Genomic DNA, 12,187 nt, shown 5'->3' on the forward strand with positions numbered 1-12,187 from the left:
GGGCGATCCGCCGTACGGATCGCCCCATCGCCGTACCGGGCCCCGGCCAAGGCGTCACCCCTGCCAGAGGAACCGCCCTTCCGCCAGGTCCCCGGAGAGGAAGGCGTATCCGACGCCCGCGTCACCGAAATTGAGGTCGTAGTGATTCTCGACGGATGCTCGAAGCTGGAAGAAGAACGTCCATGGCCCACCTGGAGGCACCTCCTCGTACTGCTGCCAGATCGGGGCTCCCAGAAGCCAGGAGTCCCGCGTGCTCACATCCGTCTGGTTCACCTCCTCCAGGTCGACGAACAACTCCTCGTGCACGAGAGATTCCCCGGTTCGCCGGGGGATCGTCTCGACGAACGACGGAACCCGGCCCGGCTGCACGATAAGGGCGTTCTCGCCCCCCTCGGCGTCCCACGTCCCCTCATGGTGAGCACTCATGAAGAGATAGGCCACCCGGACCCGTCGTCCGGGCAGGCGGAACTGCCCGATGAAGCCCATGGGCGTTTCGTGCCTGAAGCAGACGGGCCACGCGGGCTCCTGGAGCCACACCGGCTGACCACCCAGCTTGGTCATCGGTTCGTCGATAGGGCCGGGGGCGTGGCTGAACACCATCAGGTGCGGAGGCGAGGAGCGATCGGTGGTCATCGGATCTCCGTCGTGCCGTTTAGATCGTCAGGAGGCAGCATAAAGAGTCCGGGGCGGTGCCGGAGGGACACGCGTCCCTCCGAAGAAAACCTTCGCAGAGGCGTGTGATCGCGTTTTCGGCCCACCCGGCCGCGATCACCTCCGCCCGCCGAAGACACGACCTGGCGGCTTCCCCTCGACGCCGCCGGTCGCGCGGTGCCCGGCGACCGGAAAGTGGTCGGGCACCGGTGGCCGTTGCGCACCGAGCGCGATCAGCCCAGGCCGCGGGCTCGGATGGACGGCTGCTTTCGGGTGAACCGGTCGAGGTCCAGGCGAGCGCCTGTCATCGCCTCCATGGTCGCCAGGGCGGTCGCCCAGTGCGGATATCGGGGATAGGGGGGAGAGTCGAATGCTCCCGCCCGTTCATCAGCGTCCCTCCGTGCGACAATCTCCCGAATCGCACCGAGGTGGTGGTCCAGCGCCCGTGGGTCCCGGCCCGTGCACTGCTCGGGTTCGGGCCAGAAGACGTTCAGCCTGGTGACCAGGCTGCCGTCGGCGGCATAGAGCAACTCATTGGCGTTGTTGACCATCCACCCGAAGGCCCACGCTTGGGCGTTCTTGGTCAGGCGGTCCCAGAGGTCGGAAGCGCTGACACAGATGTTGTATCCCAGCATGATCACACCGTGGTCGCTCTGTTCCAGGACGAGGGTGCGCTCCTGCCCCCGCTCCAGCACCGTGCGGAGAGTCGTCATGTCAAGGTCGGCATCGAGTCGGCGGGCGATATCGCGGACCGTGAGTGGCTCCGCCCGCCCTCGCACCACCATCCAGAACATCGCGTTGCTGACATAGTGATTCAGTCGGTGCACATCCTTGAGGAGCCCTACGTAGTAGTCGATCATCTCGGGCGTGACCGCACTCATGCTCTTCCCTCTCGACGAGTGGCGACGACAAGGCATCAACCCAGAGCATTTCTGATAAGCCCGACAATTTCGGCCCAAGCCGCGGAGGACTTGCGTCAAACGGCGAGACGCCCGGCTGGGGCGTCCAGCCGGGCGTCTTGCCGTGCTTCCTCGCGCCGAAGATCGAGCACTGTGTCGCGTCGATCTGGAATCGACCGCCACACGTGAAGGCCGGCCTGACGGCGATGTGGTCAGCCGCTGTGCGGGGCCGGGATAGGACGGGTGGTGGATTTTCTGCCGGGGAGCAGGGGGGTGCCGAGGATGGCGTGGGCGACGACGGCGAGGCAGACGAAGCCGAGGACCAGGCCCCAGCTCACGTCGGTCAGGTGGTGCATGCCGCGGTAGAGCCGGGAGACCGCGACGATCAGCGGGGCGGCCAGGCCGACCGTCCACAACAGGACCTTCAGCACGGTGTGGCGATGAGCGTGCAGGGTGAGCACCAGGGCCATCCCGCAGTAGAAGCCGACGGCGGCGCTGGTGTGCCCGGAGGGGAAGCTGGAGGTGGGCGGCGCCGGGTCCAGGTGCTGGACGGTCGGCCTCGGGCGCTGGATGAACACCGTGGCCAGCAGGAAGACGATCGACTGCGACCAGACGGCCAGGATGATGAAGACCGACTCGCGCCAGCGCCCGAAGGCGAAACGGAAGGTCAGGGCGGCGATCGCGGTGAGCACGACGATCACCGGGGTGTCCGACAGCATCGACCCGAAGTGCGTGAGCGTGTTGAACAACGGGGTGCGGTCGGCCGCGAACCCCTGGTTGACCGCGATCTCGCCGGCGACTTCGCTATGGAACGGCTTGATGATGAGCCATCCGACGCCGAGGGTCACCACCGCCAGCACCGCGAGGGGCGCGAGGAGGAGGCGGAGCGTCCACGCGGCGGTCTGTGACCAGCCCGTGTCCCGGTTCGCCACCACTCTAGTGTCGGTGACCATGCGCAGTTCCCTTCGTTGAGATGTCCTGCATAGCCTCCGGCTCCACGCCTTCGCGGTGTGGTTCGGCCGGTCGGCGCCCGATGTCGCGGCGCCAGGTCTCGAAGGCCGCGGCGGTCGCCGCGACGACGGCGGCGCCGAACACGACGCCCGCCACCACGTCGCTCACCCAGTGGACGCCGAGCGCGACGCGCGTGTAGGCCACGCCGAGCACGATGATCGCGCCCGCGATCCAGGCGGCCACCCGCTGTCGATGGGAGAGCAGCGGCATCACCAGCAGCAGGACGATGCCGACGCCGAGCGTCGCGTTGACGGCGTGCCCGGAGGGGAAGGAGGAGCCGGGCGCCAGGTCCACGGGGTTGGGCAGGTGGGGCCGGGCGCGGGCGACGACCACCTTGAGCGCCAGCCCGAGCAGCCCGCCGACGGTGATCGTGGTGACCGCCCAGGCGGCCAGGCGGGGGGCGCGCTTGTAGACCAGCCAGACCGCGGCGGCCCCGACCACGATCCGCCACGGCCCGGGGCCGAAGACGTCGGTCCACAGCCGCAGGAAGCTCACCCACGCGGGGTGGTCGACGGCGTAGGCGTGCAGGGAGTTCGCCGCGCCCTCGTCCAGCCGGTTGAGCGGGCCGAAGGAGGTCTTCACCAGCACCAGCAGGAGCGTGAACGGGACCAGGACCAGGAACAGCGCTCCCGAGGCCAGGCTCAGGCGGAGCCCGAGCCTGGCGTCCTTGTCCATCCGCCTGCGGGCCCAGCCGTGCCGGCGTCCCTTCGGCCGGGCCTGATCGGCGATCGCGTGCCCGAGCCGGCGCCCGGTTGTGAAGATGCTCATGACCGTCTTTCTCCCACCTTGTCGCCTCCCGTGCGATGTTGGGTCCCGCTCGGCCCGGGGTCAGGGACGATGGGGTCCCCGATCCCGCCCCGGCACGCCTCGAGCTGCGCCGCGAACGACAGTCCGAGGAACAGCGCGACGGAGCTGAGCAGCGACCACAGCAGCAGCGCCATCACGGCGGTCAGCGGGCCGTAGGTCGTGCCGAACGAACCGGTGTTCTCGATGTAGAAGGTCAGTCCCCAGGTGAACAGCAGCCACAGCGTCAGCGCGACGACGCCTCCGGCGGCCAGCCAGGTGTGGCCGGGCTGCTTGCGGCGCGGCGCGGCGCGGAACAGCACCGAGGCCGACAGCAGCGCCAGCAGGAACCCGACCGGCCAGCGCAGCAGCGTCCACGCCGTGAGGGCCGTGTCGCTCCAGTGGTACACCTGGGCGAGCGAGCGGCCGATGGCCTGGCCGCCCACCATGGTCGCGAAGCCGAGGGTCATGAAGGAGCCGGCGCTGACCGCCATCAGCACGGCCTTGGTGTACTTGCGGCGGAAGGGGCTGTCCCGCTCCACGCCGTAGATGCGGTTGGCGCCCCGCTCGACCTGGGCCATGGCGGTGGTCAGTCCGACCAGCGCGGTGACCAGGCCGAGCCAGAGCGCGATGGCGCCGCCGGCGCCGGCGTGGTGGCGGCTGACCGCGAGGGCGTCGTTGACCACCTCGGCCCCGTCGCCGGGGACGAACCGGCGGATGGCGAGCTGCACGACCTGGCCGATCCGCTCCTGGTGCAGCACGGTGCTGAGCCCGACGACGGCGATGGCGCCGGGGATCACCGACAGGCAGATCTGGAAGGCCAGGGCGCGGGAGTGACTGAAGCCGTCCGCGTAACGGAACCTGACGAAGGAGTCGCGGACCAGGTGCCATCCACCGTAGCGACGCAGCGTCGCCCAGGCGTCGTCGGCGCCGAGCTCCTCGCCGCTCATGGACCTGGTCTGCGGTACCGCGGTCGCCGTTCCCATGGGTCAGCTCTCCGTTCCGCGCGGCGTGCGTAGCAGCAGCGCCTGGGGGCGTGTCTCGACGGACATGGTGGTGGCATGGCCGATCGGGTCGCCGTCGCATTCGTGCAGCACGGGCGGGTCCACCGTGATGAGGGCACGGGAGGCGGTGTACCGCTCGGCGCGCCGGTCGTGGCGCCGCGAGCGGGTGAGCACGTGCCAGGCTACGTGGAGCCAGTCCGTCGGGGTGCGGGGAGCCAGGATGAGGATGTCGAGCAGCCCGTCGTCCGGGCGCGCCTCGGGCAGGAGCTCCAGCCCGCCCTGGAGGCGGCCGACGTTTCCGACGAGCACCATGACCGCCCGCCGGCGGATGGTGGTGCGCCCGTCCAGGCGCAGCGTGACGCGGAAGGGGCGGTCGGTGATGTGCTTGACCACGCCGCTCACGTAGGCGAGCCAGCCGATGCGGTTCTTGGCGTTCTCGCTGGTGCTGTCGGCCATGGCGGCGTCCAGCCCGATGCCGGCCATGACGACGAAGGGACGCCCGTCCAGGACGCCGAGGTCGATGGCCCTGGTGCGCCCGGCGACTCCTACGCGGACGGCCTCGGGCAGCGCGGTGGGCATGCCGAGGTTGCGGGCCAGCAGGTTTCCCGTGCCGGCGGGCAGGATGGCCAGGGGCACACCGGTGCCCATCAGGCCCTCGGCGCATCCGCGGACGGTGCCGTCCCCTCCGGAGGCGAAGACCACGTCGACGCCCTCGGCCAGGGCCTTGGCGGCCATGCCCGCGCCGGGGTCCTCGGCGGTGGTCTCGTACCACAACGGCTCGTCCCAGCCGTGCCGCGCCAGTTCGGCGGTCACGTCGGCACGGTGGCGGTCCGGGTCGGCCACCCGGAGCGGGTTCATAATCACGGCAGCTCGAGGCACGGCAGTGCGTGCTACCCCGATAACCCCGCTTTGAACAGGGGTGCGGCGACATCAGCGCCGTACATCCTGTTTCAGCAGATAATCGCGGTTGCGGTCTTTCACCGCCACCCGTCCGTCTGACCGGCGCGCACCCGGCTCAAGCCCCGGCGCCGACCTCGCACACCACGCAACTGATGTTGTCGGGACCGCCGCCGTCCCTGGCCAGGGCGATCAGCCGGTCGGCCGCCTCGCCCAGGTCCTCCAGGGAGGTCAGCGTCTCGTGCAGCCCCTGCGGGCCCACGACGCCGCTCAGCCCGTCCGAGCACAGCAGGTAGCGGTCGCCCGGGCGCGCCTCGCGCAGGGACAGGTCGGGCTCGACCGAGCCGCTGCCGCCGAGCGCCCGCATGAGCAGCGACCTGCGCGGATGCGCGGCGGCCTGCTCGGCGGTCATCTGGCCGTCGTCCACGAGCGACTGCACGAGGGTGTGGTCGCGCGTGATCTGGTACAGCATGCCCTCGCGCAGCATGTACGCGCGGGAGTCGCCGATGTGGGCCAGGGCGAAGCGGCCGCCGTCCCACAGCATGGCGGTGAGCGTGGTGCCCATGCCGGTGAGCTTGGGGTCGCGGTCGGTCATGTCCTTCAGCCGCCGGACGGCCTCGGTGATGGCGGACTCCATCGCCCCGAGCAGGTCGCCGCTCGGCGGATCGCCGTCCAGGACGGACAGCGCGGCGATGACGGTGGCGCTGGCGACCTCGCCATGACTGTGCCCGCCCATGCCGTCGGCGACGGCGAGCAGGCGGGGGCCGGCGTACACCGAGTCCTCGTTCTGCTCCCGGCGCAGGCCGACGTCGGTGCGGGCCGCGTAGCGCAACGTGAACGACGCGTTGTTTGACATGTCCTCAGTAAATCATTGGTTGAAACACTTCACAAGCACATATTCTGTGGATTGGAGCGGCAAGGTGGACTAATCTGACCCTGAGCCGCCAAGGTACCGGTAGGCGAGCAGGAAGGGGCGACGCTTATGGGACACGACGCCACGTTGAACGCGGGCGACATCGCCCGGCTCGCCGATGTCGGCCGCGCGGCGGTGAGCAACTGGCGGCGTCGCTACGACGACTTCCCCCAGCCTGTGGGCGGCACGGCCGCGAGCCCGCTCTTCTCCCTTCCCGAAGTCGAGGAGTGGCTGCGCCGTAACGGCAAATCGTATGAGATGTCGCTCGGCGACCGCGCGTGGCAGCGGTTACGAGCCGCCGGTGACGACCTGCGCCTGGGCGACCTGGTGGCCTGCGCGGGCGCGTTCCTGCTGTACCTGCGGCGCGACCCGGGCGGCTGGAAGGCCGTCACCCGCAGCCAGGAGCCCGCCAAGCGGCTGCATCAGGCCGCCGCCGCGGCCACGGCCGACCTGCCCGTGCCGGTCGACTGGAGCCTGATCGACATCCGGCTGTACCGCCTGCTCGCCGATCTAACCGCCGAACAGGGGCCTGCGGACGCCTTCGAACTGCTCTGCGAGCGTTACGTCGAGGCCCACTCGCGCCGCCTGTCGGTCACGCGGGCCGACCACGCCGAGCTGATGGCCCGGCTCGCCGGCGCCCGCCCGGCCCCACGCTCCCGCGCCGAGCCCGCGGAAGGCTCCTCCAAGCCCGCGGAAGGCTCCGCCGAGGGGGCGGAGGGGTCCGCCGAGGTCGCAGGAGACCCGGCCGGCGGCCCCGCGACCGTGTTCGACCCGGCCTGCGGGGTGGGCGCCCTGCTGCTTCCCTTCACCGGGGCGCGCGTGATCGGCCAGGAGAGCGGCGAGACGGCGGCGCTGCTGGCGGCCGTGCGGCTGCTGCTGCGCGGTGTCCGCGCCGACCTGGTCGCCGGCGACTCCCTGCGGCAGGACGGCTTCCCCGACCTGCGCGCCGACGTCGTGGTCTGCGATCCGCCGTTCAACGAGCGCGCCTGGGGTCACGAGGAGCTCACCGGCGACCCCCGCTGGGAGTACGGCCTGCCGCCGCGCGGCGAGTCCGAGCTCGCCTGGGTGCAGCACTGCCTGGCCCGCGTCCGCCCCGGGGGCCTGGTGGCCATCCTGATGCCGGCCGCCGCGGCCGGCCGCCGTCCGGGTAAGCGCATCCGGGGCAACCTGCTGCGCGGCGGGGCGCTGCGCGCGGTGCTGACGCTCGCCGCCGGCGGCCCCGACCTGTGGCTGCTGCGCCGCCCCGAGCCCGGCGAGCGTCCGCCCTCGCAGGTGCTCATGCTGGACGCCTCCGACGGCCTGACCGGCGTGGAGGCCGCCTGGCGCGCCTTCGCCGCCGACCCCGAGGGCGAGCCGCCGGCCCCCGGCCGCGCGGTGCGCATCATCGACCTGCTGGACGACGAGGTGGATCTCAGCCCGGCGCGCCACCGCCGGCCGCCGGACGAGCCGGACGCGGTGGCGGAGTTCGGGCGGGTGCGCGAGCGCTTCGCGGACGCGGCGGCCTCGCTGACCGGCGCGCTGCCGGGCGTCGCGCCGCCGGAACAGGCGCGGGAGCTGCCCACGACGACCATCGGCGAGCTGGTCAGGGCGGGCATCGTCACGATCCACCCGGGCCCGCCGAAGATGACGACCGACGCCGGCGAGGTGCCGGTTCTCACCGCCGCCGACGTGGTCGCCGGCGGCCCGCCGTCCGGGCGCGCCCCGGCCGGCGCCGGCCACGTCGTCCTCGCGGCGGGGGACGTGGTGGCGACGGTCGCGACCGGGGACGGCGCCGCCCGCGTGGTCGCCGAGCCGGGCGCCGTGCTCGGGCCCCAGCTCCACCTCTACCGCCTTGACCGCGACCGGCTCGACCCCGACTTCCTGGCCGGGCACCTGCGCCATGCCGGGGCCTCGGCCGCCCGGCCCTACTCCGGCGTGAGCAGGGTCGACGCGCGCCGGGTGCGCGTCCCGCTGCTCTCCCTGGCCGAGCAGCGCGCGTACGGCAGGGCCTTTCGCGAGCTGCTCGCCCTGGAGGACCGCCTGCGGGCGACGGCCGCCCTTGGCGAGAGGCTCGTCCGGCTAGGCTTTGACGGGCTGGCCGGCGGTCATCTGCGCCCCGAGGGCTGAGGGTGTATTTTTCCCCGATAGATCATCAGGAGGGGCGAATGGTCATCGGCGACCGGTACGTGCTTGACGACCTGCCTCTCGGCCAGGGCGGCATGGGGGCGGTCTACGGCGGCCACGACCGGCGCCTGGACCGCAAGGTCGCCGTCAAGCTCCTGCGCTTCCCCGGCGGGCACGACGACGAGCTCGAGCAGCGGTTCATGCGCGAGGCCCGCATCCTGGCCCGGCTGGAGCACGCGGGCGCGCCGATCCTCTACGACTTCGGCACCTTCGAGCACCGCCTGTTCCAGGTCATGCAGTTCATCGAGGGCGTCACCGTGGCCGACCTGGTGAGCGAGCACGGCCCGCTGCCGGTGCCCTGGGCCGCCGCCATCGCCGCCCAGGCGTGCGCCGTGCTGTCGGCCGCCCACGCCCTGTCCATCTGCCACCGCGACCTCAAGCCGACCAACCTCATGCTCTGCCCGGACGGGAGTGTCAAGGTGCTGGACTTCGGCCTGGCGATGCTGCGCGAGGCCGACGTCGCGCAGTTCACCCGCATCGGCCAGATCCTCGGCACCCCGGCGTACATGTCGCCCGAGCAGATCCAGAGCGGGGTGGCGAGCCCGCGCAGCGACCTGTACTCCCTCGGCTGCGTGCTGCACGAGATGCTCACCGGACAACAGTTGTTCGTCGGTCCCACGGAGTACGCCGTGTTCGAGAAGCAGGTGAACGAGCGGCCGCCCGGCGTGCCGGGCGTGCCCGGGGAGCTCGACCGGCTGATCGCCGGCCTGCTGGAGAAGAAGCCCGAGGACCGTCCGGCCGACGCCGTCGCGCTGTACGACCGCCTGCAGCCCTTCGCGGTCGACCTGCCCATGCTGCCCGGCTTCCTGGCCCCGCCGTCGGTCCCGAGCCCGGGGCGCATGTACGCGCGCATGGTCGGCCGGGTGCTCCCCTGATCGCGGGCGGGCGCCGCGCGGCGTGGATGGTCAGCGACCGCCGGGCATGCCGAGGTCGGCGACGGCCGGGGCGTTGAGGCCGCCCAGCAGGGCGCCGGAGATCTCGTGGAGCTGGCGCGTCTGCTCGGGGGTGAGGCGGTCGAACAGCACCCGCCGCACGTGCTCGACGTGGCCGGGGGCCGCCTCCACCAGGGCCGCGAACCCCTCGCCGGTGAGCGTGGCCAGGGTCGTGCGGGCATCGCCGGGGCGCTTGCACCGGCGCACCCAGCCCTGGGCCTCCAGCTTGGCCACGGCGTGCGAGAGCCTGCTCGCCGACGAGCGCACCAACTGGGCCAGCTCGGTCATCGTCATGGTGCGTTCGGGCGCCTCGGACAGCATGGCGAGGATCATGTAATAGGTGTGCGGCATACCGGCCTCACGCTGCAACTGCCGGTCGAGCGACTCGTACAGCAGGCGGGAGGCCCACAGGTAGGTGCGCCAGGTCCGCTGCTCGTCGTCGTCCAGCCACCGCGTATCGCCCACCGCACCAGCCTACCGTTCGGTTGAGCGCTCAAATCTGCGAAGGGCCAGATCACCGCAGCTCAAGCCAGGGATTTGACCGATATGATGCCGGGTGACCGTAACCTACTCAGGATGCGGACCATGACAGTAGGACCGACCGTGCGCCGCAGGCTGCGGCGGCTGGCCGCGCGAACTCCCTCCATCCTGCAGTGCTCGGTCGCCGCCGCCGTGGCGTGGATCGTCGCCAAGGACCTGCTCGGCCATCCCTCCCCCTTCTTCGCCCCCGTCGCGGTCGTCGTCTGCATCGGCGTCTCCATGGGCCGGCGGGTGCGCCGCATGCTCGAGATGGTGGCCGGGGTCAGCCTCGGCGTGGGCGTCGGCGACCTGCTGGTCGCCTGGATCGGCTCGGGACCCTGGCAGATCGCCGGTGCGGGCCCGGCGCGCGGCCCTGGCCGTGGCCGATGGCGTGCGCGCCTCCGGCGAGGAGGCGGCCGGGTTCTCACCCGGGTGGTCACCGCGCAGCTCCGCTCGATCACCGTGGACCTGCTGATGGCCACCGGCACCGACCGCGAGACCGCCACCGCCGCCCTGCCGCCCGTCACGGCCTGACGGCGCCGGTCAGGAGTACACCAGGGTCGGCGCCCCGGGAGTGAACTCGGTGTGGATGTAGTGCGCGGGCACGCCGATGTGCAGCAGCCGGGACGCCGTCACCTGCACCATGTCCGGCGACCCGCAGACGAAGACGTCGCCGTCCAGCGAGACGCGGTGGTTCAGCAGCGCGTCCACCGCGTTCTCCCGCCGCCACTCGTCGGGCTCGTCGGAGACCGCCTGCACCACCCGCAGGCGCCGGTGATGGGTGCGCAGGTCACGCAGATCACGCAGGTCGTAGGCGTCCCCGTGGTGGCGCACGCCGTGGAACAGGTCGATGCTCGGCCGCTCGGGCAGCCACATCGACTCCTCGATGAGCGCCTTGAGCGGGGCGAGCCCCGTACCGCCCGCGATGAAGATGAGGTGCGGGGTGCTGGCCCGCTCGAGCAGCAGCGACCCGCGCGGCGGCCCGAGGAGCAAGGTGTCGCCGACCCGGGTGTGGTGGGCGAGCGCGGTGCTGACCCAGCCGCCCGAGACCACCCGCACGTGGAAGGTCAGCCGGTTGTCGCGGCGCGGCGCGTTGGCGATGGAGTACGGCCGCCAGACCTTGGGCCAGTGGGGCGTCTGCACGGTCGCGTACTGGCCGGCCTTGAACGCGTACGGCTGCGTGGGCTCGACGGTGATCACCGCGATCTCGCGCGTGCGCATCTCGTGCCCGACCACGACGCCGTTCCACGCCGGGGGAACATAGGCGGCCTCCTGCTCGGCGGCCTTGATCATCACGTCGGCGATGAACTGGTAGGCGTCGATCCACGCCGTGTCGTACACCGAGCGCCAGGCGCCGCCCGCGTTGGCCCGCATCGCGATGACCAGGCAGCGGCCGACGGCCGGGTAGTGCTCGGGCTGCACCCCGTACTTACGGTGGTCGCGGGCGAGCTGGCCGAGGTAGTCCACCACCCCGTCCGCGTCATCGAGGTTCAGCACGACGCGGGTGAGCGCCTGAAGAAGCCGGTCGCGCTGGACGTCCATGGCGGGCGGGAACATCTCGCGCACGCTCGGATAGTCGGCGAACAGCTTGGCGTAGAAGTGCATGGTGACCTTGTCGGCCACCGGCTCGACCAGAGCCCAGCTCTGGCGGATCAGTCCGATGTCGATGTTCATGGCGTCACTCAGCCGACCGGCCCGCTCCTTCTCGCTCCTTCCCCAGCGACCGCATGCGGGCGACGCCGAAGTGGTCGTCGCCCGCGGGCCTGCGGGCCTGCCCGTCGAGGGTCCTGCGATCCTGCCTGGCCAGCAGGGGGATGTGCTTGGAGCAGTGGATGTAGGCCTCCTCGACCTCGACCACGACCCAGCGGTCGGCGCGGCGGCCGGGCGCCGTCTGGTCCTCGTCGACGAGCCCGTGGCGGCGCGCCGCGTCGTAGGCCGTCGTGATGCTGGCCGAGCCGTTGACGTGTAGCCCCACGCGGTCTTCGAAGAAGTCCACGAACAGCAGGCTGATGTGGGGGTTCTCCATGATGTTGCCCATGCTGGCGAACACGCCGTTGCCGCGGAACTCCGGGTAGATCAGCCGCGACGGCTCGAGCACCCGGACGAACCCGGGGGGGCCCGCGCGGAAGGAGGTGTCGCAGTTGCCCCGAGAGTCGGAGGTGCCGACGAAGACCATCTCCTGACGGGCGACGAACTCCCGCATCTCGGCAGTGAGATGGTCCGACACCTGCCGGTTGTAGAAGCGAAGCGCCCGCTCTCGGGTGGAGAACAACCCCTGAAGGACGTGCTCGCCTCTCGACCCGGGGAGGTGTTCGTCCCCCAGGCCGTCATACGGCCCGTGCTGGCCCATCAATGCTCCTATCACCGTCCCGACCGCCGACAGCCGGCGCGGTCATCACCACGCTTTGCCCCTGA

Annotated in this window: 13 protein-coding genes; 3 read left to right on the forward strand and 10 right to left on the reverse strand. The window is 71.5% G+C overall.

Annotated elements, in window-relative coordinates; translation table 11 throughout:
* Nucleotides 1–54 precede the first annotated feature (54 nt).
* From ACWEN6_RS16620 to ACWEN6_RS16650, 7 genes are all read right to left on the reverse strand, one after another.
* Entirely contained in the window at nucleotides 55–633 is a 579-nt protein-coding gene (locus ACWEN6_RS16620; protein ID WP_452570961.1) for a hypothetical protein, read from the reverse strand.
* A 251-nt stretch (nucleotides 634–884) separates the two neighbouring features.
* Entirely contained in the window at nucleotides 885–1,532 is a 648-nt protein-coding gene (locus ACWEN6_RS16625) for a hypothetical protein (RefSeq protein ID WP_354841612.1), read from the reverse strand.
* Nucleotides 1,533–1,762: 230 nt separating this feature from the next.
* Complete coding sequence (locus ACWEN6_RS16630) at nucleotides 1,763–2,503, reverse strand: phosphatase PAP2 family protein (RefSeq protein WP_452570962.1); 741 nt, start codon at nucleotides 2,501–2,503, stop codon at nucleotides 1,763–1,765.
* The gene (locus ACWEN6_RS16635; protein WP_452570963.1) at nucleotides 2,487–3,329 is read right to left on the reverse strand and encodes a phosphatase PAP2 family protein; all 843 of its coding nucleotides are present in this window, start codon (nucleotides 3,327–3,329) and stop codon (nucleotides 2,487–2,489) included. The genes ACWEN6_RS16630 and ACWEN6_RS16635 overlap by 17 nt, the downstream gene beginning before the upstream one ends.
* Nucleotides 3,326–4,330 (reverse strand): YihY/virulence factor BrkB family protein, encoded by a 1,005-nt coding sequence (locus ACWEN6_RS16640; protein WP_452570964.1) that lies wholly within the window; start codon nucleotides 4,328–4,330, stop codon nucleotides 3,326–3,328. The genes ACWEN6_RS16635 and ACWEN6_RS16640 overlap by 4 nt, the downstream gene beginning before the upstream one ends.
* Before the next feature lie 3 nt (nucleotides 4,331–4,333).
* A complete protein-coding gene (locus tag ACWEN6_RS16645; RefSeq protein ID WP_452570965.1) occupies nucleotides 4,334–5,206 on the reverse strand; it encodes a diacylglycerol/lipid kinase family protein in 873 nt (290 codons plus the stop codon).
* Nucleotides 5,207–5,363: 157 nt separating this feature from the next.
* Nucleotides 5,364–6,101: a PP2C family protein-serine/threonine phosphatase gene (locus ACWEN6_RS16650; protein WP_452570966.1), complete on the reverse strand. Its 738-nt coding sequence runs from the start codon at nucleotides 6,099–6,101 to the stop codon at nucleotides 5,364–5,366.
* A 126-nt stretch (nucleotides 6,102–6,227) separates the two neighbouring features.
* Here ACWEN6_RS16650 and ACWEN6_RS16655 point away from each other — a divergent pair, with 126 nt between their 5' ends.
* Both ACWEN6_RS16655 and ACWEN6_RS16660 read left to right on the forward strand, forming a co-directional pair.
* Complete coding sequence (locus ACWEN6_RS16655; protein WP_452570967.1) at nucleotides 6,228–8,264, forward strand: N-6 DNA methylase; 2,037 nt, start codon at nucleotides 6,228–6,230, stop codon at nucleotides 8,262–8,264.
* 38 nt (nucleotides 8,265–8,302) lie between these two features.
* On the forward strand, nucleotides 8,303–9,196 hold the full coding sequence (locus tag ACWEN6_RS16660; RefSeq protein WP_452570968.1) for a serine/threonine-protein kinase: 894 nt from the start codon (nucleotides 8,303–8,305) through the stop codon (nucleotides 9,194–9,196).
* 30 nt (nucleotides 9,197–9,226) lie between these two features.
* Here the strand turns inward: ACWEN6_RS16660 and ACWEN6_RS16665 are convergent, their stop codons facing one another.
* The gene (locus ACWEN6_RS16665) at nucleotides 9,227–9,718 is read right to left on the reverse strand and encodes a MarR family winged helix-turn-helix transcriptional regulator (protein ID WP_452570969.1); all 492 of its coding nucleotides are present in this window, start codon (nucleotides 9,716–9,718) and stop codon (nucleotides 9,227–9,229) included.
* A gap of 120 nt (nucleotides 9,719–9,838) precedes the next feature.
* Between ACWEN6_RS16665 and ACWEN6_RS16670 the strand changes: the two genes are divergently transcribed.
* Nucleotides 9,839–10,306: an FUSC family protein gene (locus ACWEN6_RS16670; RefSeq protein WP_452570970.1), complete on the forward strand. Its 468-nt coding sequence runs from the start codon at nucleotides 9,839–9,841 to the stop codon at nucleotides 10,304–10,306.
* A gap of 9 nt (nucleotides 10,307–10,315) precedes the next feature.
* On the opposite strand, the gene ACWEN6_RS16675 is transcribed toward ACWEN6_RS16670, so the two are convergent.
* Together ACWEN6_RS16675 and ACWEN6_RS16680 are read right to left on the reverse strand one after the other, a co-directional pair.
* Nucleotides 10,316–11,446, reverse strand: coding sequence for a globin domain-containing protein (locus ACWEN6_RS16675; RefSeq protein WP_452570971.1), 1,131 nt, complete (start codon nucleotides 11,444–11,446; stop codon nucleotides 10,316–10,318).
* 4 nt (nucleotides 11,447–11,450) lie between these two features.
* A complete protein-coding gene (locus ACWEN6_RS16680; protein ID WP_452570972.1) occupies nucleotides 11,451–12,122 on the reverse strand; it encodes a pyridoxamine 5'-phosphate oxidase family protein in 672 nt (223 codons plus the stop codon).
* Nucleotides 12,123–12,187: the final 65 nt, after the last annotated feature.

The sequence above is a fragment of the Sphaerisporangium sp. NPDC004334 genome (assembly GCF_053602655.1).